The following is a 21,866-nucleotide window of genomic DNA, read 5'->3' on the forward strand; positions in this document are numbered from 1 at the left end:
TGCCCGGCCCACGGCCCGGCCAACACTCGCGATAAATCCAGTACCCGCAGATGCGACAGCGCGCCCATGGTCGCTCTCCTATTAATAGAACGCCTGCAGACCGGTTTGCGCACGCCCAAGGATCAGCGCGTGAACGTCATGAGTACCTTCATAGGTATTCACCACTTCCAGGTTGACCAAATGGCGGGCAACACCGAACTCATCGGAAATGCCGTTACCGCCGAGCATGTCGCGCGCCATACGAGCGATATCCAACGACTTGCCGCACGAGTTGCGTTTCATGATCGAAGTGATTTCGACAGCCGCGGTACCTTCATCCTTCATACGCCCCAGACGCAGGCAACCTTGCAGCGCCAAAGTGATTTCGGTCTGCATGTCGGCCAGTTTCTTCTGGATCAACTGTGTAGCGGCCAATGGGCGACCGAACTGCTGACGATCCAAGGTGTACTGGCGAGCGGTGTGCCAGCAGAACTCGGCGGCACCCAGTGCGCCCCAAGAGATGCCATAGCGTGCGGAGTTGAGGCAGGTGAACGGGCCTTTCAGACCACGCACGTCCGGGAAGATGTTCTCTTCCGGCACGAACACGTTATCCATAACGATTTCGCCGGTGATCGAGGCACGGAGGCCAACCTTACCGTGGATGGCCGGAGCACTCAGGCCTTTCCAGCCTTTCTCCAATACAAAACCGCGAATGTCGCCGGCATCGTCTTTGGCCCAGACCACGAACACATCGGCGATCGGGCTGTTGGTGATCCACATCTTCGCGCCGGTCAGGCTGTAGCCGCCGTCGACTTTACGTGCACGGGTAATCATCGCGCCCGGATCGGAACCGTGGTTTGGCTCGGTCAGGCCGAAGCAGCCGATCCATTCACCGGAAGCCAGCTTCGGCAGGTATTTCTGTTTCTGTGCTTCGGTACCGAATTCATTGATCGGCACCATTACCAGCGACGACTGCACGCTCATCATCGAACGGTAGCCGGAATCGACCCGCTCGACTTCACGGGCGATCAGCCCGTAGCTGACGTAGTTGAGGCCGCTGCCGCCGTATTGCTCAGGGATGGTCGCGCCCAACAGGCCAACTTCGCCCATTTCTCGGAAGATCGCCGGATCAGTCTTCTCATGACGGAAAGCTTCGAGGACACGCGGCGCGAGCTTCTGTTGAGCGAACTGCTCGGCGGTGTCGCGGATCATGCGCTCTTCTTCGGTGAGCTGTTGATCCAACAGCAGGGGATCGATCCAGTTGAAGCTAGCTTTACCGCCCATGAGTGTGTCCTCGCAAATCGGGTGAATTAACGTGGCATTGATCCTAGGCCCGGTTCGCCGTCGCGGCAAACGAGGATTTCGCATTCTGTTGTGCTAATTTCTCACTCCGAAACGTCGCGAAATGCCTTTTATGCGGCGCATTAGTGAGGTTGACGTACATGCGCAGGAAGATTCCCAGCACCACGGCCCTGATCAGTTTCGAAGCCGCCGCGCGTCACGAGAGCTTTACCCGCGCCGCTGAAGAACTTTCCCTCACCCAGGGCGCGATTTGCCGACAGATCGCCAGCCTTGAAGAGTTCCTCAGCGTGGAACTGTTCCGACGCTCGCGGCGGGGCGTGAAACTGACCGAGGCGGGACTTTCCTACAGCCGCCGAGTCGCGACGCAACTCGATGCGGTTGAGCGCGACACCCTTTCAGTGATGGGCCAGCAAGGCACCAATGTGATCGAACTGGCGGTGGTGCCAACCTTTGGCACGCAATGGCTGCTACCGCGACTCAAGGATTTCCAGCTCAAACACCCGGAGGTCACCGTCAACCTGACCAACCGCACCCGCCCTTTCCTGTTTGCCGATACCGAGTTCGATGCTGCGATCTACTTTGGCGATGCCGACTGGTCGGGTACCGAATCCCACAGACTGATGGGCGAGAATCCGATGCCGGTGTGCAGCCCCGCCCTACTCGGCAACAAGACTCATCTGACAGCCGACGAGATTGCCGAGCTACCGCTTTTGCAGCAGACCACCCGCCCCTACGCCTGGCGCCAATGGTTCAACTCGCAACACCTGAATATCCCCCGCGACATGACAGGTCCCCGCTACGAGCTATTCTCCATGCTCGCCCAAGCGGCCATGCACGACATGGGGATCGCGCTGATTCCACCGTTCCTGATTCAGCGCGAACTTGCAGAGAAGCGTCTGGTGATCGCCAACCCGCAGGCCCTCTCCAGCATCAAGGCCTATTACTTGATGATTCCGGAGCGGAAGGTCGAATCAGCATCACTCAGGGCATTTCGTGACTGGTTGGTAAACCAGGCGCAGAGCTACAACCTAGAAGGATAAAGGCTTACAAAGATAACTAACCCCGTAGTCAGGAAATACAAAGCCCTACAGATATAACTAATTGTCGCAATTCAACAGACTGTATCCGAAAGTCGTACAGACGTCCCACAAGCGCCTGACGACGTGGCTTTGAGCCTTCATCAACGACACATTGCTGCCTATTCACGTCACCGATGAGAAATTTTTCCATAATCGGCCAGAATCCTTACAAGGCACGGCCTGCAAGGGATTCAGCTGGCCATCTGCGACATTCGGTCACGGCATGACTTGTAGTTAATTTTCCGTCACCCGTCATAATCCCTTGAAGGGCATAAAGTTCGCCTGCAAAATGCCGCGCCCCGCCCTGATTTGGCGGGATCGTGCTGATCGGCCGCCCCAGTCGCACCATCCGTAGTGCATGGGTTTACTCAATAAGATCACGCAGGAGATTTGACGTGCACATTGGTGTTCCTCTCGAAACCCAGACCGGTGAAACACGGGTTGCTGCAACCCCGGAAACCATTAAAAAGCTGATCAGCCAAGGTCATAAGGTCACTGTGCAAACCGGCGCCGGCGTTAACGCCAGTGTGGTCGACAGTGCCTATGAAGCGGCAGGCGCAACCATTGGCAGTGCCAATGACGCGTTTGGCGCCGAGCTGATTCTCAAAGTGGTCGCGCCAAGCGATGCCGAACTGACGCTGATCAAGCGCGGTACGGTGCTGGTGGGCATGCTCAACCCGTTCAACAACGAAACCATCGCGAAGATGGCCGAGTGCGGGATTACCGCGTTCGCTCTCGAAGCGGCGCCGCGCACCTCGCGCGCGCAGAGTCTCGATGTGTTGTCGTCGCAGGCGAACATTGCCGGCTATAAGGCTGTGTTGCTGGCCGCTCACCACTACCCTCGCTTCATGCCGATGTTGATGACTGCTGCGGGCACCGTGAAAGCGGCGCGCGTGCTGATTCTCGGCGCGGGTGTGGCCGGGTTGCAGGCGATTGCTACGGCGAAACGTCTGGGTGCGGTGATCGAAGCGTCCGACGTGCGTCCGGCGGTGAAAGAGCAGATCGAATCCCTCGGCGCCAAGTTCGTCGACGTGCCGTACGAGACCGATGAAGAGCGCGAATGCGCCGTCGGTGTCGGCGGTTACGCGCGGCCAATGCCGGCGAGCTGGATGCAGCGTCAGGCGCAGGCCGTGCACGAGCGCGCCAGGCAGGCTGACATCGTCATCACCACCGCGCTGATTCCGGGCCGCAAGGCACCGACGCTGCTCAGCGCGGAGACTGTGGCGCAGATGAAACCGGGCTCGGTGGTCATCGACCTCGCCGCGGCTCAGGGTGGCAACTGCCCATTGACCGTGGCTGATCAAGTCGTGATCGAGAATGGCGTGACCATTTGCGGCCCGACCAACCTGGCCGGTGAAGTCGCTGCAGACGCTTCGGCACTGTACGCGCGCAACCTGCTGGACTTCCTCAAGCTGGTGTTCACCAAAGAAGGCCAGTTCGACGTCAACCTCGAAGACGACATCGTCGCCGCGTGCCTGATGTGCCGCGACGGCCAAGTCATCCGCAAAAACGCCTAAGCAGGGATTCAGACGATGGAAGAGCTTATCTCCCCCGGTATCTACAACCTGATCATCTTCGTGCTGGCGATTTATGTCGGTTACCACGTGGTCTGGAACGTTACACCTGCGCTGCACACACCGCTGATGGCGGTGACCAACGCCATTTCGGCGATCGTGATCGTCGGCGCCATGCTGGCCGCTGCGCTGACGGTTACCCCGCTGGGCAAAACCATGGGCACCCTCGCCGTGGCGCTGGCCGCGGTCAACGTGTTCGGTGGCTTCCTGGTCACCCGCCGCATGCTTGAGATGTTCAAGAAGAAAGCCCCGAAAGTAAAAGAAGAGGCGCCGAAGTAATGAGCATGAATCTCGTCACGACGCTCTACCTGATCGCGTCGATCTGTTTTATCCAGGCCCTCAAAGGTCTGTCGCACCCGACAACTTCGCGGCGCGGCAACCTGTTTGGCATGCTCGGCATGGCGTTGGCCATTCTGACGACCGTCGGCCTCATCTATAAGTTGGGCGCTGAACTGGCCACGGCTGGTATCGGTTACGTGATCGTTGGCCTGCTGGTCGGCGGCACCGCCGGTTCGATCATGGCCAAACGCGTTGAAATGACCAAGATGCCGGAACTGGTCGCCTTCATGCACAGCATGATCGGTCTCGCGGCAGTGTTCATTGCCATCGCCGCCGTGGTGGAGCCGCAATCGCTGGGCATCGTCAAGCAGCTGGGCGACTCGATTCCAGCGGGCAACCGTCTGGAGCTGTTCCTCGGTGCGGCCATTGGCGCAATCACCTTCTCCGGATCGGTGATTGCGTTCGGCAAGCTGTCGGGCAAGTACAAGTTCCGCCTGTTTCAAGGCGCACCGGTACAGTTTGCCGGGCAGCACAAGCTCAACGCCGTGTTGGGTCTGGCAACGCTGGCGCTGGGCCTGACCTTCATGTTCACCGGCAACCTCACCGCGTTCGCGCTGATGCTGGCGCTGGCGTTCGTGATGGGCGTGCTGATCATCATCCCGATTGGCGGCGCCGACATGCCGGTGGTGGTGTCGATGCTCAATAGCTACTCGGGCTGGGCGGCGGCAGGTATCGGATTCTCGCTGAACAACTCGATGCTGATCATTGCCGGCTCCCTGGTGGGTTCGAGCGGTGCGATCCTCTCGTACATCATGTGCAAGGCGATGAACCGCTCCTTCTTTAATGTACTGCTCGGCGGTTTCGGCAACACGGCTGACGCTGGCCCGGCCGGTGCCAAAGAAGCGCGTCCGGTGAAATCCGGCTCGGCTGATGACGCAACCTTCCTGCTGACCAACGCCGACACCGTGATCATCGTGCCGGGTTACGGCTTGGCAGTAGCGCGTGCACAGCATGCGCTGAAGGAATTGACCGAAAAGCTGACTCACCGTGGCGTGACCGTGAAGTACGCGATCCACCCGGTTGCCGGCCGTATGCCGGGGCACATGAACGTTTTGCTCGCCGAGGCCGAAGTGCCTTACGACCAGGTGTTCGAGATGGAAGACATCAACTCCGAGTTCGGCCAGGCCGACGTGGTGTTGGTGCTCGGCGCGAACGACGTGGTCAACCCGGCCGCGAAGAACGATCCGAAATCGCCGATTGCCGGCATGCCGATCCTCGAAGCGTTCAAGGCCAAGACCATCATCGTCAACAAGCGCTCGATGGCCAGCGGTTATGCCGGTCTGGACAACGAACTGTTCTATCTGGACAAGACCATGATGGTCTTCGGCGACGCGAAGAAAGTCATCGAAGACATGGTTAAAGCGGTCGAGTAATACCCGCGCTGCAAGACCGAACGCCCCGACTCGTCGGGGCGTTTTTGTTTGCGCAAAACGTCGGACAATTTGCCACGTTGTTGCAGATCCAGTAACGGTGTTTTACTTCAAACCCGCTAAATAGACGCCTCGTTTGCGACCTTGGTAGCGGGACAGGCACCCGTCAAATTCACTAGACTGCGCATCCTGCTACTCGCTTCCCGAGATAATAATCCATGTACCGTGACCGTATTCGCCTGCCTTCGTTGTTGGATAAAGTGATGAGCGCCGCCGACGCCGCCGCTCTGATTGAGGACGGCATGACCGTCGGCATGAGCGGTTTCACCCGTGCCGGCGAAGCCAAAGCAGTCCCTCACGCACTGGCCGAGCGGGCCAAGGTCACGCCGCTGAAGATCAGCCTGATGACCGGCGCCAGCCTGGGCAACGACCTCGACAAGCAACTGACCGAAGCCGGCGTACTGTCGCGGCGCATGCCGTTCCAGGTTGACAGCACCTTGCGCAAGGCAATCAACGCCGGCGAGGTCATGTTCATCGACCAGCATCTGTCGGAAACCGTCGAGCAGTTGCGCAACCAGCAACTGAAGCTGCCGGACATCGCTGTCATCGAAGCCGTGGCTATCACCGAGCAAGGCCACATCGTGCCGACCACTTCAGTGGGCAACTCAGCGAGCTTCGCGATTTTCGCCAAACAGGTGATCGTCGAGATCAACCTGGCGCACAACGCCAACCTCGAAGGTCTGCACGACATCTATATCCCGACTTACCGCCCGACGCGCACGCCGATTCCGCTGGTAAAAGTCGACGACCGCATCGGCAGCACCGCGATTCCGATTCCTCCGGAGAAGATTGTCGCCATCGTCATCACCCAGCAGGCGGACTCGCCGTCAACGGTGTCGACCCCGGATGTCGATACCAACGCCATCGCCGAGCACCTGATCACTTTCTTCAAACAAGAAGTGGACGCTGGGCGCATGACCAACAAGCTCGGCCCGTTGCAGGCCGGGATCGGCAACATCGCCAACGCGGTGATGTGTGGCCTGATCGATTCGCCATTCGAAGACCTGACCATGTACTCCGAAGTGCTGCAGGATTCGACGTTCGACCTGATCGATGCCGGCAAGCTGAGCTTTGCCTCGGGCAGCTCGATTACGTTGTCAGAGCGGCGCAATAGCGACGTGTTCGGCAATCTGGAGAAGTACAAGGACAAACTGGTGCTGCGTCCGCAGGAGATATCCAACCACCCGGAAGTGGTTCGTCGGTTGGGCATCATCGGGATCAACACGGCGCTGGAGTTCGACATTTACGGCAACGTCAACTCCACCCACGTCTGCGGCACGCGGATGATGAACGGCATTGGCGGTTCCGGTGACTTCGCGCGCAACGCGCATCTGGCGGTGTTCGTGACCAAGTCGATCGCCAAGGGCGGCGCGATTTCCAGTGTGGTGCCGATGGTCAGCCACGTCGACCACACCGAGCATGACGTCGACATTCTGGTGACCGAGGTAGGTCTGGCGGACTTGCGCGGTCTGGCGCCACGGGAACGTGCACGGGTGATCATCGATAACTGTGTGCATCCGGACTTCCGTCAGGCGCTGAATGATTACTTCACGAAGGCCTGTGCTATCGGCGGCCACACCCCGCACATCCTGCGTGAAGCGTTGAGCTGGCACATCAACCTGGAAGAAACCGGGCGCATGCTCGCGGTCTGATCCACACAGATAAACCGCCGACGCAAACACAGTTTGCGTCGGCGGACTTTCTCAAGTCTCCCTCCGTGACAAAAACTGTACTGCTGTACTGGTCATTTCCTACAGACTTTGCCTACCTTTCCGAGTGATTCGAGCAAAAATGCACCGATTTAGTGCTAACAGGTACAGTTTGCGCATTTTTGACCCGTACACCACCTTTAAACAGTTAACTGGTCACTCACAATACAGTTGAACTGTATCTAGAGAGACTTGGCAAACGAGAGGATCATGGGCACCAGTCAAACCACTACCTGATCCCGCCACAAGCGGAAGGATGTCAACCATGGAACGTACACTCAGTTCCGAACTGTTCTTCGAAGACAAAGCTGTAAACACCCAGGCTTCCCTGCCTCTGCGCGTTATCGCCAACCTGATGTTGTGGCAGCGCCGCATCTCCAGCCGCCATCAACTGGCTCGTCTGGATTCGCGTCTGCTGGCTGACGCCGGTATCAGCGAAGCACAACGCTACGAAGAGCTGAGCAAGCCGTTCTGGCGCTAAGTAGCGTCGCTGGCTCTGGTCGTTAGACCCACCGCCAGCAACCCGAATTGAACAAACAAAACCCGTCGTGGGAAACCACGACGGGTTTTGTCGTTTTGGGCTCTTAAAAAGCCATACCAGTACAGTTCACGTCATTCGAAATAAGACCATTACAATTGTAGGAGCTGCCGAAGGCTGCGATCTTTTGATCTTGAAAATCCAAAGCAAAAGATCGCAGCCTTCGGCAGCTCCTACAGTTTTTCGTCTGGATGCTGGTTAGGTATCGGGTTCTGCGCCTAATATCCACACAGAACGTGGCGAATGTTGTGTCACTGGCGTCTGACTCCTCAGATACCGAGCCACCTCTCTCTACGGTTTATCCACAGGAGTTACATCATGTCCCGTCTTCGTCTGCTCAGTGCCGCCGCCCTGCTGGCCGTGGCTGCCAACGCCAGCGCCACCAGCTTTATCGTGACCACCGACGCCGTTGTCGGCGCTCTGAAATCCTCTTCCGACGCCACGTCCGATGTGACTTCATCTTTCCGTGACGACAAAATCGTCCTCGCCGCCCGTGACGACGCTGCCAGCTTCGTGGCCAGCGAAGGTGAAATCCGTGGGGTGAAACTGGAAAGCGCACTGGATCACATCCGTCACCAGGCGCCACAGCTGCAAGCCACAGACGCACAACTGGCTCAGGCCATCCTGACGATCTAAGCGCCAGGTGCAATCGGGACACGCCCGTCGTGTCCCGATGTTTCGGCGCTGGCTCTGGCCCGGGCATTGCGCTAGCCTTTGGGCTCACCAAAAATTACCGAGTCCGATGCGCTTTCTTCCAAATCTACTGATTCCCTCCGTATTGTTCACCGCCTGCTGGACGGCGCCGGTCAATGCCTTTGATGCTTTCAACGCGTCGACCCAAGGCACCGTCGTCAGTGGTTACGCCACCAGCATGGTGTCTTCCGCGCCTTTCGACCGTAAACTGCTTCTCGCCGCCCATGATGACGCGGCCGCATTTGTTGCCAGTGACGGTGAATGGCGAGGTGCTCGTCTGGAATCCGCGCTGCATTACCTGCGCAAAACCCGGCCGAAACTTCATGTCAGCGACCTTGAACTGGCAGAAGCAATTCTCGTCCAATAGTTATCCCGTATCCCCGTTATCCTTGCCCCTTCGGAGTCGTTCCATGCGTAGCCCGCTGATTGCTGCCGCCCTTGGCCTGTTTTTGTTGGCCGACGTGGCCCAGGCGCACACCCTGGTAGCCACCAGTAACATCATCGTTCGTGCCTCCCAGCGCACCATCGATTTCACTTCCGACACCACCACGTCGATTCGCGATTCGAAAATCATCCGCGAAGCCCACGACGACGCTGCCAGCTTCGTAGCGTCCAATGGCGATATCCGTGGCGCACACCTGGAAGCCGCGTTCAATACCTTGCGCACTCGCGTGCCGGAAGCGCGCGACGCCAGTGATCAGGTGCTCGCCGAAGCCATCCTCGCACTGTGAAGTCACTCGGCACCTGGCTACTGGCCGGGGCGTTGTTGCTGCTTGGCAACAGCGCCCACGCCGGCCTGCAATTGCGGCTCAAGACCGACGGTCTGAGCCCCGCCCAACAACAGGCCAGCCAGGCGCTGATCGATGAGGCGATGCAAAAGCTGCCACCGAGCTTTATCGAGCGGCTGGATCGGCGCATCGATGTCGGCTGGACCGACGACATGCCGAGCAACGCCTATGGCCAAGCCACGCTGGTCGCCGAACTCGACCTGAATCGCAAACTGCTCGCCAGCCTGACTGACGGCAGTGCGGCCAAAGAAAAAACCAATCGCCCCCACGGCACTGTGCGTCAGGAACTGCTCGCCACGGTGCTGCATGAAATCACCCATATTTATGATCGCGCGCGCCTGTGGCCGAGTGCCGAGCGCACGCTGATCCAGCGTTGCACTCGACGCTTCAACAGCGCCGGGCTGATCGGCATCCCCGATGAATGCCGTGGCCAGAACGGCCGGCGCTTCACCCTCAGCGATGATCCGCGCCTGCTCGACCTCGCCGGTTGGCAGCAATACGTCGGTCGTCGTGGTGAACGCGAACAACACAACCGGCAGATCGCGCGCAGCCCGGACCTGTACGAAATCTCCAGCCCCAAGGAGTTCGTCGCGGTCAACATGGAGTATTTCCTCCTCGACCCGAGCTATGCCTGCCGTCGCCCGGCGCTGTATCGCTATTACCAGGAGCACTTCGGTTGGGCTCCTCCGGCCAAGGACGCCTGCAGCAAAACCTTCTCCTTCCTCAATGCCGGCAACGACTTCGCCAAGCAACCCTTGGGGCAAGTCGATCCGGAACGAGTCTATGCCGTCGACTATCTGCTGGCCGAGGCCAATCAGAACTGGGTCAGCCGCTGGGGCCACAGCATGTTGCGCCTGGTGATCTGCGCACCGGGCCGCCCGCGCGGGCCGGATTGCCGACTCGATCTGGACCAGCATCTGGTGTTGTCCTACCGCGCCTTTGTCGGCGATGTACAGCTGTCGAGCTGGGACGGACTGGTCGGCAAATACCCGTCGCGGCTGTTCGTGCTGCCGCTCGCGCAGGTCATCGACGAATACACCAAGACCGAGCTGCGCAGCCTCGCTTCCGTGCCGCTGAACCTGTCACGGGACGAGATCGAAGGCGTGGTCGAACACGCCGCCGAGATGCACTGGAGCTATGACGGCAACTACTTTTTCCTCTCCAACAACTGTGCGGTAGAAGGCCTGAAGCTGTTGCGCAGCGGCAGTAACAACGCGCAGCTCACCGGCCTCGACAGCATCATGCCCAACGGTTTGCTGGAAGTGCTCAAGGGGCGCGGCCTCGCCGATACCAGCGTACTGGATGATCCGAAAGAAGCGTTGCGCCTGGGTTACCGCTTCGACTCGTTCCGCGATCGCTATCAGGCGATGTTCGATGTGCTGAAGAAGCAATTGCCGATCAAGCAGAACACCGTTGAAGAATGGCTTTCGCTGACAGCCGAAGAGCGCCGTGAGTGGTTCGAGCGTGCGGATCTGCGCACCAGCGCCGCGTTGTTGTTGCTGGAGCAGGCGAGTTATCGCCGCCAGTTGCTGCTGGCACAAGACGAGGTCAAGCAGCGTTACCTCGGTGCGCGCGAACTGGAAAACGGCGGCATGGACAAGGCCAACGCGACCTTGCAGGAAATTCTCGCCAACAGCGGGTTCCTTAGCCGTCCGGCAGAATTGCTCGATTCCAAGGGTTACGGATTGCCGCAGCCGACCGAGTTCAGTCGCCTCGAAGCGGAGAGCAGCCAGCGGCAGAAGAAGCTGCTGGCACTGTCCGGTGATCTGGACGCCGAAGTACGCAAGTTGCTGGAGCCGAAGCGGGCCGCGGAGATTGCGGCCAGTGAGGAGAACGTGAAGCAGATTGGCGCGCATCTGCGCAAACTGCACAAGGCCTCCGGCGGACTGGAGCTACCCTGAAAAAAAGACCGCAGCCATTGGCTGCGGTCTTTTTTATTGCCTGCGGATCAATACAAAACGCCATCCAGAATTTCGTAGACGATCCCGGTGCCCACCGCGATCAGCACGATATCGCCCCCCGCCCGACGCCATTCATAACCCGGATACACCGGCAAACGACCCAACGCGCGACCGTCCAGACGTTCACCGTAATACCCATGCGGCAACGGTCGACCACGCTCCAGATGAATCCCCGGAGGTGGCGGTGCACCGCGTACAAAGTAGCCATGGTTGTCACGAATGGTCTGACGCACCGGACCAAAGTCGCGCGGTGGCGGGCCGCCTCGGTGATCGTTCTGCGGGCCACGGTGTTCGTCGCCATGATTGTCGCCACGGTTATCGTAATGGCCCTGCTGCGGGCCGCCGTGGTCGTGATCGTCGCGCGGATCGGCGCTGGCCAGCAGCGGCGTGGCACTGATCATCAGAACGCCCAGTCCGGCCATCAGACGTTTCGGCATTTTCATCGGGTCTTTCCTCACGGCACAAACAGCAAAAAGGGCTTCAGAACGATGTTCTGAAGCCCTCGGTCTTGCTGAATTAGTCTGTGCTTTGAGGTGCTAATTCCTCTGTATCAGGAACTTTACCTTCAGCTGACACGGGCCTTACGCACGCCTTCCGACAGTGCCGAGCACAGGCCCAACACGCCGTCGACGGCTTGAGCAGGCGTGGTCGCATTGGCGATGTGATCGATCAATGCCGAGCCCACCACAACACCGTCGGCCAGACGCGCAATGGCCGCCGCTTGCTCCGGTGTACGGATGCCGAAACCAATGCTGATTGGCAGATCGGTGTGACGACGCAGACGGGTCACCGCCTCTTCAACGTGTTCCAGCGTTGCAGCGCCAGCACCGGTCACACCGGCCACCGACACGTAGTAAACAAAACCGGAGCTGCCATTGAGCACTTTCGGCAGGCGTGCATCGTCGGTGGTCGGCGTGGTCAGACGGATAAAGTCCAGACCGGCAGCCTGCGCCGGATCACACAGCTCGGCGTTGTGCTCAGGCGGCATGTCGACCACGATCAGGCCATCGACACCGGCCTCTTTCGCATCGGCGATGAAGCGCTCAACGCCGTACATGTGAATCGGGTTGAAGTAGCCCATCAGCACCAGCGGCGTATCGCTATTGCCTTCACGGAATTCGCGAACCATTTGCAGGGTTTTCAGCAGATTCTGCTTGGCACCCAAGGCACGAATGTTCGCCAATTGAATCGCCGGGCCGTCGGCCATCGGGTCAGTGAACGGCATGCCCAGCTCGATCACGTCGGCGCCAGCACCCGGCAAGCCTTTAAGGATCGCCAGCGAAGTGTCGTAGTCCGGATCACCGGCGGTGACGAAGGTCACCAGCGCGGCGCGGTTCTGTTCTTTGAGGTCGGCAAAACGCGTTTGCAGGCGGCTCATCAGTGTTTCTCCTGCTTGGACTGTTCCATGTGATGCATGACGGTCTGCATGTCTTTGTCGCCACGGCCCGACAGGTTGACCACCATCAGGTGATCCTTAGGCAGCTTCGGCGCACGCTTGAACACTTCAGCCAGGGCGTGAGCGCTTTCCAGTGCTGGAATGATCCCTTCCAGACGGCAGCATTTGTGGAACGCATCGAGGGCTTCGTCGTCGGTCACCGAGGTGTATTGAACGCGGCCGATGTCATGCAACCATGCGTGCTCCGGGCCGATGCCTGGATAGTCGAGGCCGGCGGAAATCGAGTGGGCGTCGATGATCTGGCCATCGTCGTCCTGCAGCAGGAAAGTGCGGTTGCCGTGCAGCACACCCGGAACGCCACCGTTGAGGCTCGCCGCGTGCTTGCCAGTTTCAATGCCGTAACCGGCGGCTTCAACACCGATGATCTCAACGCTCTTGTCGTCGAGGAACGGGTGGAACAGGCCCATCGCATTGGAACCGCCGCCGATGCACGCCACCAGGCTGTCCGGCAGACGTCCTTCCTGCGCCTGCAACTGATCGCGGGTTTCCTTGCCGATAACGGCCTGGAAGTCGCGAACCATCGCCGGATAAGGGTGTGGGCCGGCCACGGTGCCGATCAGGTAGAAGGTACTGTCGACGTTGGTCACCCAGTCACGCAGGGCTTCGTTCATCGCATCTTTCAGGGTGCCAGTGCCGGCCACGACCGGAATTACTTCAGCGCCCAGCAGCTTCATGCGGAACACGTTGGCCTGCTGACGTTCGATGTCAGTGGTGCCCATGTAGATCACGCAATCCAGACCGAAACGTGCGGCGACGGTGGCAGTGGCAACACCGTGCATGCCGGCGCCGGTCTCGGCGATGATGCGTTTCTTGCCCATGCGCCGCGCCAGCAGGATCTGGCCGATGCAGTTGTTGATCTTGTGCGCGCCGGTGTGGTTCAGCTCTTCGCGCTTGAGATAAATCTTCGCGCCGCCACAGAACTCGGTCAGGCGTTCAGCGAAATACAGCGGGCTCGGACGCCCGACGTAGTCACGCTGGAAGTAGGCCAATTCTTCTTTGAACGCCGGATCTTCCTTGGCCGCTTCGTATTCGCGGGCCAGATCGAGGATCAACGGCATCAGGGTTTCCGCCACGTAGCGGCCACCGAACGAGCCGAACAGGCCGTTATCGTCCGGGCCGTTACGCAGATCAGAGGTGTTCGAAGTCTGGGTCATGAGTCGCTCCAGGTGAATTCGGGTCAAAAGACAATGACGACCACTCTACCCCTGACGATCCAGACTGAAAACCGATAAGATCGCCACAACCTGTCAGGAAAACTCACAGATATCATGAGCCACGACCTTCCTCCGCTGAACGCCTTGCGCGCGTTCGAAGCGACCGCCCGGCTGAACAGTGTCAGTCAGGCTGCCGAGCAGCTGCACGTTACCCATGGCGCGGTCAGTCGGCAGCTCAAGGTGCTGGAAGAACACCTGGGCGTCAGTCTGTTCGTCAAGGATGGACGCGGCTTGAAACTCACAGATGCCGGCATGCGTTTGCGTGATGCCAGTGGCGAAGCGTTCGACCGGTTGCGCAGCGTCTGCGCAGAGCTGACGCAAAGCACCGCTGATGCGCCGTTCGTCCTGGGTTGCTCTGGAAGTCTGCTGGCCCGCTGGTTTATTCCGCGTCTGGGGCGATTGAATGCCGATCTTCCGGATTTGCGTCTGCATCTGTCGGCGGGTGAAGGCGATCTCGATCCACGACGTCCGGGACTGGATGCCTTGCTGCTCTTCGCCGAACCACCGTGGCCTGCGGATATGCAGGTTTATGAACTGGCGGCAGAACGCATCGGCCCGGTCATGAGCCCATTGTTCAGCGGTTACCAACGCTTGCAAAGCGCGCCAGCCTCAGCATTGCTTGATGAACCGCTGCTGCACACCACTTCCCGCCCACAAGCCTGGCCAAGCTGGGCACAGCAAAACCACCTCGACGCCAAGGCGTTGAAGTTGGGACAAGGTTTCGAGCATTTGTATTATTTGCTGGAAGCAGCCGTCGCCGGTCTCGGCGTGGCCATCGCGCCGGAGCCGCTGGTAACAGAAGATTTGAAGGCCGGTCGCCTGGTTGCGCCTTGGGGCTTCTGTGAAACCCCGGCGCAACTGGCGTTGTGGCTACCCAAGCGCGCCGCGGACGGGCGCGCCCGGCAACTGGCGCAATGGCTCAAGAACGAGCTGCGCCAGACGGATCACTCGCCGCGCTTGAACAGCAAGTAAGCCGCGAGCAGACCAATCGCACCGACTGCCACACCGGCCGTCGTCCACGGATGCTCCTGGGCGTAATCACGGGTGGCGATCCCGGTTTCGCGGGTTTTCACTTTGACTTCTTCATAGGCATCGCTGAGCAGGTGACGCGAATGTTTCAGCGCGCTTTCGGCATTGCTTTTCAGCGCCTTGAGGGTCTTGCGCGACTCGTCCGAAGCGTCGTCCTTCAAGCTTTCCAACGATTTGAGCAGACTCTCGATCTCGGCTTCCATGCTTTGCAACGAGGCTTTACGTAAAGAGGTGTTGGCCATGGTGGCTCTCCTGCATTGGTGATGAGTGGCGTGTGTTGGTTGGGACTTCAGCGGTTTGAGAAAGTGCAGAAAATCTGAACTTCGCCCGCGCGCAGCCACCGAATTCAACAGTGCAGATTCACTGCTAGTCTCAATTCCACACGCCAAGGAGATCGCCATGAGTGACCATCACACCTACAAGAAAGTCGAGCTGGTCGGTTCGTCGACCAGCAGCATCGAAGACGCCATCAACAACGCAATTGCTGAAGCAAACAAGACCATTCGCAACCTGGAGTGGTTTGAAGTGACCGAAACCCGTGGTCACATCAAGGACGGCAAGGCAGCGCACTTTCAGGTGACATTGAAAGTGGGCTTCAAGATTGCCAGCAGCTGAGTTTGGTCTAGTCTTCTGAACTTGCGCGCTGGCCGAGTGCCATAGGAATGGCAAAGCGCTACAGGGTGAGTGCATCGGGTGAACGCTCGATGCCCGCCTCTTTTAATCCGACCAGGGAGTGCGACCGATGAAGAAGTTCATGTTGGCAGTAGGTTTGTTGAGCCTTGCGGGTGGTGCGTTTGCTGCCGGTAAGCCATGTGAAGAGCTGAAAAGCGAGATTGCGGCGAAGCTGGATGCCAAGGGCGTTTCCGGGTATTCGCTGGAGATTGTCGATAAGGGCGCAGCCGCTGGTGGCGACGTCGTTGGCACCTGCGAAGCTGGCTCCAAGGAAATCGTCTACAAGCGCGGTTGATCGTGACTGAAATGCAAAAGCCGACGTGAAGGCGTCGGCTTTTTTGTGTCCGGGATTTGGGATTTTTGGTGGATTTGAAATCGAACCCCCTCACCCCAGCCCTCCCGAAACGTCGGACCGCCCCCAAGGGGTAGAGGGGAAAGGGAGCAGATCGGGGGCTGTTCAGACCCTGAGTTCGACCCGATTTTTCAGGTCGATGTCGAGCGCGAGAACACCTCGATCAGTCCCCTCTCCCTCCGGGCGGTCCGACGTTTCGGGAGGGCTAGGGTGAGGGGCTTTTCAGCCCTTCATGACCTGCGCCAATAACTCATAGGAATGCACGCGATCGGCGTGTTCGTAGAGATCACTGGTAAAAATCAGCTCATCCGCCTGCGTCTGCTCAACCAACACCTCCAGCTTGGCGCGAATCTTCTGCGGGCTGCCCACCATCGCCAGACCGAGGAAATCCCCCACCGCCTCACGCTCATGCGGTAGCCACAGGCCGTCCATGGTTTTCACCGGCGGACGCTGCACCAGACTCTGCCCACGCATCAAAGCAAGAATGCGCTGGTACACCGAAGTCGCCAGGTAATCGGCTTGTTCATCGGTATCTGCCGCCACCAGCGGCACACCGAGCATCACGTACGGCTTGTCGAGCACCGCCGAAGGCTTGAAGTGATTGCGATAAACGCGGATCGCCTCATGCATGAAACGCGGGGCGAAATGCGAGGCGAAGGCGTAAGGCAAACCGCGCTCACCGGCCAGTTGCGCACTGAACAGGCTGGAACCCAGCAGCCAGATCGGCACGTTGGTGCCGGTGCCCGGCATGGCAATCACGCGCTGATCCGGGGTACGCGGGCCGAGGTAGCGCACCAGTTCGGCGACATCTTCGGGGAAATCATCGGCGCTGCCGGAGCGTTCACGGCGCAACGCCCGAGCCGTCATCTGATCGGAACCGGGTGCGCGGCCCAGGCCGAGGTCGATCCGACCCGGATACAGGCTTTCCAGCGTGCCGAACTGCTCGGCAATCACCAGCGGCGCATGGTTGGGCAGCATCACGCCGCCGGAGCCGACGCGAATGGTCGACGTCCCGCCCGCCAGATAACCGAGCAGCACTGAAGTGGCGGAACTGGCGATGCCGTCCATGTTGTGGTGTTCAGCCACCCAGAACCGCGTATAGCCGAATTTCTCGACGTGCTGCGCCAGATCCAGCGAGTTGCGCAGCGATTGCGCCGGGCTGCCGTTCTCGCGCACCGGCACCAGATCGAGGGTGGAAAATTTTACGTCGGACAGTTGCTTCATAAACCTGCGTCTCCGAGTCGGGAGGCAGGTTGTTGATACAAACGAAAACCTGCCGAATTCATAAGCGTGTTTTATGCAATGAGGGCATATACCCGAGTTTCAATAGCCGAGTCGAAATTTCCTACTAAAAAAGTCAACGATTCAACCGGGCTGAACTTTGTTCCGGCGTCTATCCTCAGAAGCCTTGCAAGCAAAAACCACGACGACGCGGCGTTTCCGCGCCAGAGACGAGGAGGAAGACATGGCTATCGTGAAGAAAGCATCGGCACATTGGGCAGGTGATCTGAAAACCGGTATCGGCTCGATTTCCACTGAAACCGGCGTACTCAGAGAAGCCCCATACGGTTTCAAGGCGCGCTTTGAGGGTGGCAAGGGCACCAACCCGGAAGAACTGATCGGCGCGGCGCATGCCGGTTGTTTTTCCATGGCGTTTTCGATGATTTTGGGCGATGCCGGCCTCAAGGCTGACAGCATCGACACTCAGGCGGAAGTGACCCTTGATCAGGTCGATGGCGGGTTCGCGATTACCGCGGTGAAGCTGATCCTCAAAGCGAAAATCCCGGGAGCCACGCAGGCACAGTTTGATGAGCTGAGCAAAAAGGCCAAGGAAGGGTGCCCGGTGTCGAAAGTGCTGAATGCGCAGATCAGCCTTGAGGCGACGTTGGTCAGTTAATTCGGAGTTAGCAGGTCTGACGCTATCGCGAGCAGGCTCACTCCTACAGGGAATTTCGGTCGATCACAGAAATTGTGTCCGCCGGAGATCAAATGTAGGAGTGAGCCTGCTCGCGATAGCGATCTCAACATCACCGCAAATCAGAAAGTGTGCGTACATCTTGTGAGCGAAGTCAGAACTCGTTTTATGGAAATATGGTCGAATACATGACAGCAGCTTCAGCGCACACCCGTGCGCGCTGCCTCAGGGAGCTTCACTCATGAAACGTATTGGCTTGGCGATCCTCTGCAGTGCACTGGCCACTTCTGTTATTGCGGCACCCAAAAGTTGCGAAGAACTGAAAAACGAAATCGAAGTGAAGATTCAGGCCAACGCCGTGCCCTCGTACACGCTGGAAATCGTCAGCAAGGAAGAGGCAGCCAAACACGACATCGCCATGGTGGTGGGTTCGTGTGAGAACGGCACCAAAGCGATCATCTATCAGAAGAACGACTCCTGATAACGCTTAAGGCACGCAGTTGATCTGCCGTTCTTCGGCAACGATCTGCCCCTGACGATTGATCAACCGGGCGCTTGGCGTGAAGGCCAGCGATCGTGCTTCGAGCCGGTAACGATGCCCGGCTTCGAAGTGGTCAAAGGGCACGGTCATGTAGCACAGGCGTTCCTGCGGATCGGTATCCATTCCCTGACCGCCGCCGAAAATCTCGAAATCGAAGCGCACCGTCAGTTCATGGCTGCCCGGCGTGACCTGGAAAAAACGCCCGTCGCGCAGACGCTGATTATCCAGGCGTTCAGCCATCAGCACCTTGCCACCGGGTGTCGGCATCGAAAAGTCGACCCAGGCCATTTGCGGATCGACCGCTGGCAGCGGGCTCTGACAGCCGGCAAGCACACTTCCTACCAGCAACAACGTCAACCTGCGCATGATCAATGTCCTTTGATGTGGACATCCAGCATACCGCCGATCAGGTCTTCTGGCAGCCCGCCGGTGTGCCCTGCCCAACGACTTTGCGCTGCTCATCATAAAGCCTGGCCCAAGGCCGGAAACCGATGCTGCCCGCCTGCAACTGATAACGCTGGCCGGCATTGAAATCCTTGAATTTCACGTTCAACTGGCAATCGCGCCACAACGGCTCGGCATCAGGGCCGATGTTGGTCGCCTCAACCGGGAATTGATAACGCACTTTCAATTCATGGCTGCCGGGCTGTACTTCGAAATACCGTTTATCGATTGCGGCCTGGCTGTCGACCTTGAGCGCTTGCAGGGTCGTGTCCTGTTGCCGGGCATCGAGATCGATCCAGGCTTGCGAGGGATCAGGGTCGGGCATTCCGAATCCGGCACAACCGGCCAGCGTCAGCAGGCTTCCTGACAGCATCAACATGCGCATAGCAGTGCTCCTTTAGGCGGGATAGTCTTGCGGGCAGACTTTCCGGGGGATTTCTTATTTTGATCAGGCCGTTTCCAAGCCTTGGGTTACTTGATCGCGTTTTTCGGGTTTTGTTTCCGGGTGTGATGTTTTTGTTGCTCAACGGTTGCGCCAGCGTCAGCTATTACGCTCAGTTGGCCAGCGGTCAGTTGCAATTGCTGCAGGCGCGCGAGCCTGTGGAAAAGGTGATCAACGACCCGAACCGCGACGCGACACTGCGCGCGCACTTGGCTCAATCGCAGAAGGCCCGCGCCTTTGCCAGCGAGCATCTGCATTTGCCGGACAACCAGAGCTATCGCCTCTACGCCGACATTCATCGACCGTATGTGGTGTGGAATGTGTTCGCCACTCAGGAGTTCTCCCTGACGCCGCAGAACCATTGCTTCCCGATTGCCGGCTGCGTGGCCTATCGCGGTTACTACAGCCAGAGCGCTGCGCGCGGTGAAGCAGCGATTCAGCGCTTGCAAGGCATGGACGTGTCGATCGGCGGCGTTGAGGCTTACTCGACGCTGGGCTGGTTCAACGATCCGATCCTTAACTCGATGATGGGCTGGGGCGATGAGCGTCTGGCCACGCTGATCTTTCATGAACTGGCGCATCAGCGCTTCTATGTGAAGGACGACACCGAGTTCAATGAGTCGTTTGCCACGTTTGTCGAACAGGAAGGTACGCGGCAGTGGCGGGCGTTTCGTGGGTTGCCGGCGGATACCGATTCGCGGCTGAAGCAGCGTGATCAGTTTATTGAATTGGTCCTCGATACTCGTTCACGGCTGGAAAAACTGTATGCCCAGCCATTGCCGGTTGAGCAAATGCGTGAACGCAAAGCAGCGGAGTTCGAGCAGTTTCGCCGGGACTATCGGGTGAAGCGAGACACCCAGTGGGCTGGGGACAAGCGTTATGACGCCTGGGTGAATGCGCCGCTGAACAATGCGCGGTTGTTGCCGTTTGGGCTGTATGACCAGTGGGTGCCGGGGTTTGCAGCGTTGTTCAAAAAGGTCGGGGGGGATTGGTTGAGGTTTTATGCGGAGGTTGAGCGGTTGGGTGGGTTGCCGGTGGCTGAGCGTAAGGCGGCGCTGAAAGCACTGGCAGATCCGAAAGTCTGAGCTGGCTGAAAGGTCGCCATCGCGAGCAGGCTCACTCCTACAGGGGAACGCGTTCCAAATGTGGGAGCGAGCCTGCTCGCGAAGGCAATTTGATCAGTGCTGCAGAAACGCCTGATGTAACTCGTCCAGCGTTTCAAAGTGATAAGCCGGCGCTTCGGCATCCAACTCTTCAAAACTGCCAAACCCATAACCGACCGCCGCCGCATCCAGCCCATTGCTGCGCGCCCCGATCAGGTCATGCTTACGATCGCCGATCATCAGCGTATTCGCCGGATCCAGCCCTTCTTCCTTGATCAGATGCGCAATCAGCTCAACCTTGTTGGTCCGCGTGCCGTCCAGCTCGCTGCCATAGATCACCTTGAAGTGCCGGGCGAAATCAAAGTGCCGGGCAATCTCGCGGGCAAATTCCCACGGCTTCGAGGTGGCGATGTACAGCTGCCGGCCCTGCCCGCTCAGGGTTTCCAACAACGGCGTAACGCCGTCGAACACACGGTTTTCATACAGGCCCGTGACCTTGAAGCGTTCGCGGTAGAAATTCACCGCCTGCCACGCCTTGGCTTCATCAAAATCGTAGAACTGCATGAACGCCTGCAACAACGGCGGGCCGATGAAGTGCTCCAGCTTGGTCAGGTCCGGCTCATCGATACCGAGCTTGGCAAGGGCGAACTGGATGGAACGGGTGATGCCCTCACGCGGGTCGGTCAGGGTGCCATCGAGGTCGAACAGTACGGTCTGGTAATGCATGAGAAATCCTGATCAGGTGTAAGGCGATTCAGAGCTGGTCGTAGCCTTCGGCCAGATGCAGGTCCTTGAGCTTCACATAGTTGGCGGCGCTGTAGGTGAAGAAGGCTTGTTCCTTGTCGGTGAGCGGACGCACCTGCTTCACCGGGCTACCCACATAAAGGAAGCCACTTTGCAGACGCTTGCCCGGTGGCACCAGGCTGCCGGCGCCGATGATCACGTCGTCTTCAACCACTGCGCCGTCCATGACGATGCTGCCCATGCCGATCAATACGCGGCTACCGACGCTGCAGCCATGCAGCATGACTTTGTGGGCGATGGTCACGTCGTCGCCGATCAGCAGCGGGAAGCCGTCCGGGTTGAACGGGCCGGCGTGGGTGATGTGCAATACGCAGCCGTCCTGGACGCTGGTGCGCGCACCGATGCGGATGCGGTGCATGTCGCCACGGATCACGGTCAGCGGCCAGACCGAGCTGTCTTCACCGATTTCGACGTCGCCGATCACCACCGCGGAGCTGTCGACAAATGCGCCTTTGCTCAGGCTTGGGGTGTGATTCTGGTACTTGCGAACGGACACGATAAT

General features: G+C 58.9%; 27 protein-coding genes (1 of these 27 running past the window's edge). 16 read left to right on the forward strand and 11 right to left on the reverse strand.

Annotation, left to right across the window (positions count from 1 at the left end; all coding sequences use genetic code 11):
• A protein-coding gene (locus tag ACOYXJ_RS08765; RefSeq protein WP_460368995.1) for a CaiB/BaiF CoA transferase family protein crosses the window boundary here: on the reverse strand, positions 1-68 show its start. Its footprint begins 1,153 nt before the window's first position; only the first 68 of its 1,221 coding nucleotides appear in the window; its start codon is at positions 66-68; its stop codon lies off the left edge, out of view.
• Between the two features lie 13 nt (positions 69-81).
• Entirely contained in the window at positions 82-1,263 is a 1,182-nt protein-coding gene (locus ACOYXJ_RS08770) for an acyl-CoA dehydrogenase (RefSeq protein ID WP_095049508.1), read from the reverse strand.
• A gap of 158 nt (positions 1,264-1,421) precedes the next feature.
• On the opposite strand from ACOYXJ_RS08770, the gene ACOYXJ_RS08775 reads away from it, so the two are divergent.
• The 10 genes from ACOYXJ_RS08775 (at position 1,422) to ACOYXJ_RS08820 (ending at position 11,332) form a co-directional block, all read left to right on the forward strand.
• Positions 1,422-2,321, forward strand: a complete 900-nt coding sequence (locus ACOYXJ_RS08775; RefSeq protein ID WP_460368997.1) for a LysR family transcriptional regulator — start codon at positions 1,422-1,424, stop codon at positions 2,319-2,321.
• Between the two features lie 434 nt (positions 2,322-2,755).
• On the forward strand, positions 2,756-3,877 hold the full coding sequence (locus ACOYXJ_RS08780; RefSeq protein ID WP_460368999.1) for a Re/Si-specific NAD(P)(+) transhydrogenase subunit alpha: 1,122 nt from the start codon (positions 2,756-2,758) through the stop codon (positions 3,875-3,877).
• Positions 3,878-3,892: 15 nt separating this feature from the next.
• Positions 3,893-4,213, forward strand: coding sequence for an NAD(P) transhydrogenase subunit alpha part 2 (locus tag ACOYXJ_RS08785; RefSeq protein ID WP_003187417.1), 321 nt, complete (start codon positions 3,893-3,895; stop codon positions 4,211-4,213).
• Positions 4,213-5,646, forward strand: a complete 1,434-nt coding sequence (locus tag ACOYXJ_RS08790) for an NAD(P)(+) transhydrogenase (Re/Si-specific) subunit beta (RefSeq protein WP_007911651.1) — start codon at positions 4,213-4,215, stop codon at positions 5,644-5,646. The genes ACOYXJ_RS08785 and ACOYXJ_RS08790 overlap by 1 nt, the downstream gene beginning before the upstream one ends.
• Positions 5,647-5,861: 215 nt before the next feature.
• Positions 5,862-7,355: an acetyl-CoA hydrolase/transferase family protein gene (locus tag ACOYXJ_RS08795; protein WP_460369002.1), complete on the forward strand. Its 1,494-nt coding sequence runs from the start codon at positions 5,862-5,864 to the stop codon at positions 7,353-7,355.
• A gap of 322 nt (positions 7,356-7,677) precedes the next feature.
• Positions 7,678-7,893 carry a DUF1127 domain-containing protein gene (locus tag ACOYXJ_RS08800; RefSeq protein ID WP_007911656.1) on the forward strand — a complete coding sequence of 72 codons (216 nt, stop codon included), beginning with the start codon at positions 7,678-7,680 and terminating at the stop codon, positions 7,891-7,893.
• 375 nt (positions 7,894-8,268) lie between these two features.
• Positions 8,269-8,586: a DUF2388 domain-containing protein gene (locus tag ACOYXJ_RS08805; protein ID WP_007911658.1), complete on the forward strand. Its 318-nt coding sequence runs from the start codon at positions 8,269-8,271 to the stop codon at positions 8,584-8,586.
• Positions 8,587-8,692: 106 nt separating this feature from the next.
• Positions 8,693-9,010 carry a DUF2388 domain-containing protein gene (locus ACOYXJ_RS08810; RefSeq protein ID WP_077575231.1) on the forward strand — a complete coding sequence of 106 codons (318 nt, stop codon included), beginning with the start codon at positions 8,693-8,695 and terminating at the stop codon, positions 9,008-9,010.
• Between the two features lie 43 nt (positions 9,011-9,053).
• A complete protein-coding gene (locus ACOYXJ_RS08815) occupies positions 9,054-9,374 on the forward strand; it encodes a DUF2388 domain-containing protein (RefSeq protein ID WP_095119612.1) in 321 nt (106 codons plus the stop codon).
• Positions 9,371-11,332, forward strand: coding sequence for a DUF7844 domain-containing protein (locus tag ACOYXJ_RS08820; protein WP_460369006.1), 1,962 nt, complete (start codon positions 9,371-9,373; stop codon positions 11,330-11,332). The genes ACOYXJ_RS08815 and ACOYXJ_RS08820 overlap by 4 nt, the downstream gene beginning before the upstream one ends.
• 47 nt (positions 11,333-11,379) lie before the next feature.
• On the opposite strand, the gene ACOYXJ_RS08825 is transcribed toward ACOYXJ_RS08820, so the two are convergent.
• From ACOYXJ_RS08825 to trpB, 3 genes are all read right to left on the reverse strand, one after another.
• On the reverse strand, positions 11,380-11,835 hold the full coding sequence (locus ACOYXJ_RS08825) for an anti-virulence regulator CigR family protein (protein ID WP_460369008.1): 456 nt from the start codon (positions 11,833-11,835) through the stop codon (positions 11,380-11,382).
• A 122-nt stretch (positions 11,836-11,957) separates the two neighbouring features.
• The gene (gene trpA / locus ACOYXJ_RS08830) at positions 11,958-12,770 is read right to left on the reverse strand and encodes a tryptophan synthase subunit alpha (protein WP_150708360.1); all 813 of its coding nucleotides are present in this window, start codon (positions 12,768-12,770) and stop codon (positions 11,958-11,960) included.
• Positions 12,770-14,002 carry a tryptophan synthase subunit beta gene (gene trpB / locus ACOYXJ_RS08835; protein WP_110718260.1) on the reverse strand — a complete coding sequence of 411 codons (1,233 nt, stop codon included), beginning with the start codon at positions 14,000-14,002 and terminating at the stop codon, positions 12,770-12,772. The genes trpA and trpB overlap by 1 nt, the downstream gene beginning before the upstream one ends.
• Before the next feature lie 114 nt (positions 14,003-14,116).
• Here trpB and ACOYXJ_RS08840 point away from each other — a divergent pair, with 114 nt between their 5' ends.
• A complete protein-coding gene (locus ACOYXJ_RS08840) occupies positions 14,117-15,034 on the forward strand; it encodes a LysR family transcriptional regulator (protein ID WP_460369010.1) in 918 nt (305 codons plus the stop codon).
• On the opposite strand, the gene ACOYXJ_RS08845 is transcribed toward ACOYXJ_RS08840, so the two are convergent.
• Positions 15,007-15,333 carry an ElaB/YgaM/YqjD family protein gene (locus ACOYXJ_RS08845; protein WP_007911686.1) on the reverse strand — a complete coding sequence of 109 codons (327 nt, stop codon included), beginning with the start codon at positions 15,331-15,333 and terminating at the stop codon, positions 15,007-15,009. The genes ACOYXJ_RS08840 and ACOYXJ_RS08845 overlap by 28 nt on opposite strands.
• Positions 15,334-15,490: 157 nt before the next feature.
• Between ACOYXJ_RS08845 and ACOYXJ_RS08850 the strand changes: the two genes are divergently transcribed.
• Both ACOYXJ_RS08850 and ACOYXJ_RS08855 read left to right on the forward strand, forming a co-directional pair.
• Positions 15,491-15,706 carry a dodecin gene (locus ACOYXJ_RS08850; protein WP_016985551.1) on the forward strand — a complete coding sequence of 72 codons (216 nt, stop codon included), beginning with the start codon at positions 15,491-15,493 and terminating at the stop codon, positions 15,704-15,706.
• Positions 15,707-15,833: 127 nt separating this feature from the next.
• Complete coding sequence (locus tag ACOYXJ_RS08855) at positions 15,834-16,058, forward strand: DUF1161 domain-containing protein (RefSeq protein WP_150795092.1); 225 nt, start codon at positions 15,834-15,836, stop codon at positions 16,056-16,058.
• 279 nt (positions 16,059-16,337) lie between these two features.
• Here the strand turns inward: ACOYXJ_RS08855 and ACOYXJ_RS08860 are convergent, their stop codons facing one another.
• Positions 16,338-17,339 carry an LLM class flavin-dependent oxidoreductase gene (locus tag ACOYXJ_RS08860; RefSeq protein ID WP_034152274.1) on the reverse strand — a complete coding sequence of 334 codons (1,002 nt, stop codon included), beginning with the start codon at positions 17,337-17,339 and terminating at the stop codon, positions 16,338-16,340.
• Positions 17,340-17,580: 241 nt separating this feature from the next.
• Between ACOYXJ_RS08860 and ACOYXJ_RS08865 the strand changes: the two genes are divergently transcribed.
• On the forward strand, positions 17,581-18,012 hold the full coding sequence (locus ACOYXJ_RS08865; protein ID WP_150795090.1) for an OsmC family protein: 432 nt from the start codon (positions 17,581-17,583) through the stop codon (positions 18,010-18,012).
• Positions 18,013-18,271: 259 nt separating this feature from the next.
• On the forward strand, positions 18,272-18,511 hold the full coding sequence (locus ACOYXJ_RS08870) for a DUF1161 domain-containing protein (protein ID WP_016983452.1): 240 nt from the start codon (positions 18,272-18,274) through the stop codon (positions 18,509-18,511).
• 6 nt (positions 18,512-18,517) lie between these two features.
• Here the strand turns inward: ACOYXJ_RS08870 and ACOYXJ_RS08875 are convergent, their stop codons facing one another.
• Positions 18,518-18,937: a PA0061/PA0062 family lipoprotein gene (locus tag ACOYXJ_RS08875; protein WP_460369013.1), complete on the reverse strand. Its 420-nt coding sequence runs from the start codon at positions 18,935-18,937 to the stop codon at positions 18,518-18,520.
• A gap of 40 nt (positions 18,938-18,977) precedes the next feature.
• Complete coding sequence (locus tag ACOYXJ_RS08880) at positions 18,978-19,400, reverse strand: PA0061/PA0062 family lipoprotein (protein WP_150795089.1); 423 nt, start codon at positions 19,398-19,400, stop codon at positions 18,978-18,980.
• Between the two features lie 59 nt (positions 19,401-19,459).
• Here ACOYXJ_RS08880 and ACOYXJ_RS08885 point away from each other — a divergent pair, with 59 nt between their 5' ends.
• Positions 19,460-20,542: an aminopeptidase gene (locus ACOYXJ_RS08885; protein ID WP_460369015.1), complete on the forward strand. Its 1,083-nt coding sequence runs from the start codon at positions 19,460-19,462 to the stop codon at positions 20,540-20,542.
• A 93-nt stretch (positions 20,543-20,635) separates the two neighbouring features.
• Here ACOYXJ_RS08885 and ACOYXJ_RS08890 read toward each other — a convergent pair whose 3' ends face one another.
• Entirely contained in the window at positions 20,636-21,286 is a 651-nt protein-coding gene (locus ACOYXJ_RS08890; RefSeq protein ID WP_460369017.1) for an HAD family hydrolase, read from the reverse strand.
• A gap of 28 nt (positions 21,287-21,314) precedes the next feature.
• The gene (locus ACOYXJ_RS08895) at positions 21,315-21,860 is read right to left on the reverse strand and encodes a gamma carbonic anhydrase family protein (protein WP_150795086.1); all 546 of its coding nucleotides are present in this window, start codon (positions 21,858-21,860) and stop codon (positions 21,315-21,317) included.
• Positions 21,861-21,866 lie beyond the last annotated feature (6 nt).

The sequence above is a fragment of the Pseudomonas sp. Tul2A7 genome, assembly GCF_054790505.1.

Excerpts from the sequence above, each read along its gene's own strand:
- ACOYXJ_RS08770 (WP_095049508.1), bottom strand. The coding sequence starts at position 1,263 with ATGGGCGGTAAAGCTAGCTTCAACTGGATCGATCCCCTGCTGTTGGAT.
- ACOYXJ_RS08775 (WP_460368997.1), top strand. The coding sequence starts at position 1,422 with ATGCGCAGGAAGATTCCCAGCACCACGGCCCTGATCAGTTTCGAAGCC.
- ACOYXJ_RS08785 (WP_003187417.1), top strand. The coding sequence starts at position 3,893 with ATGGAAGAGCTTATCTCCCCCGGTATCTACAACCTGATCATCTTCGTG.
- ACOYXJ_RS08790 (WP_007911651.1), top strand. The coding sequence starts at position 4,213 with ATGAGCATGAATCTCGTCACGACGCTCTACCTGATCGCGTCGATCTGT.
- ACOYXJ_RS08795 (WP_460369002.1), top strand. The coding sequence starts at position 5,862 with ATGTACCGTGACCGTATTCGCCTGCCTTCGTTGTTGGATAAAGTGATG.
- ACOYXJ_RS08800 (WP_007911656.1), top strand. The coding sequence starts at position 7,678 with ATGGAACGTACACTCAGTTCCGAACTGTTCTTCGAAGACAAAGCTGTA.
- ACOYXJ_RS08805 (WP_007911658.1), top strand. The coding sequence starts at position 8,269 with ATGTCCCGTCTTCGTCTGCTCAGTGCCGCCGCCCTGCTGGCCGTGGCT.
- ACOYXJ_RS08810 (WP_077575231.1), top strand. The coding sequence starts at position 8,693 with ATGCGCTTTCTTCCAAATCTACTGATTCCCTCCGTATTGTTCACCGCC.
- ACOYXJ_RS08815 (WP_095119612.1), top strand. The coding sequence starts at position 9,054 with ATGCGTAGCCCGCTGATTGCTGCCGCCCTTGGCCTGTTTTTGTTGGCC.
- ACOYXJ_RS08825 (WP_460369008.1), bottom strand. The coding sequence starts at position 11,835 with ATGAAAATGCCGAAACGTCTGATGGCCGGACTGGGCGTTCTGATGATC.
- trpA (WP_150708360.1), bottom strand. The coding sequence starts at position 12,770 with ATGAGCCGCCTGCAAACGCGTTTTGCCGACCTCAAAGAACAGAACCGC.
- trpB (WP_110718260.1), bottom strand. The coding sequence starts at position 14,002 with ATGACCCAGACTTCGAACACCTCTGATCTGCGTAACGGCCCGGACGAT.
- ACOYXJ_RS08840 (WP_460369010.1), top strand. The coding sequence starts at position 14,117 with ATGAGCCACGACCTTCCTCCGCTGAACGCCTTGCGCGCGTTCGAAGCG.
- ACOYXJ_RS08845 (WP_007911686.1), bottom strand. The coding sequence starts at position 15,333 with ATGGCCAACACCTCTTTACGTAAAGCCTCGTTGCAAAGCATGGAAGCC.
- ACOYXJ_RS08850 (WP_016985551.1), top strand. The coding sequence starts at position 15,491 with ATGAGTGACCATCACACCTACAAGAAAGTCGAGCTGGTCGGTTCGTCG.
- ACOYXJ_RS08855 (WP_150795092.1), top strand. The coding sequence starts at position 15,834 with ATGAAGAAGTTCATGTTGGCAGTAGGTTTGTTGAGCCTTGCGGGTGGT.
- ACOYXJ_RS08860 (WP_034152274.1), bottom strand. The coding sequence starts at position 17,339 with ATGAAGCAACTGTCCGACGTAAAATTTTCCACCCTCGATCTGGTGCCG.
- ACOYXJ_RS08865 (WP_150795090.1), top strand. The coding sequence starts at position 17,581 with ATGGCTATCGTGAAGAAAGCATCGGCACATTGGGCAGGTGATCTGAAA.
- ACOYXJ_RS08870 (WP_016983452.1), top strand. The coding sequence starts at position 18,272 with ATGAAACGTATTGGCTTGGCGATCCTCTGCAGTGCACTGGCCACTTCT.
- ACOYXJ_RS08875 (WP_460369013.1), bottom strand. The coding sequence starts at position 18,937 with ATGCGCAGGTTGACGTTGTTGCTGGTAGGAAGTGTGCTTGCCGGCTGT.
- ACOYXJ_RS08880 (WP_150795089.1), bottom strand. The coding sequence starts at position 19,400 with ATGCGCATGTTGATGCTGTCAGGAAGCCTGCTGACGCTGGCCGGTTGT.
- ACOYXJ_RS08890 (WP_460369017.1), bottom strand. The coding sequence starts at position 21,286 with ATGCATTACCAGACCGTACTGTTCGACCTCGATGGCACCCTGACCGAC.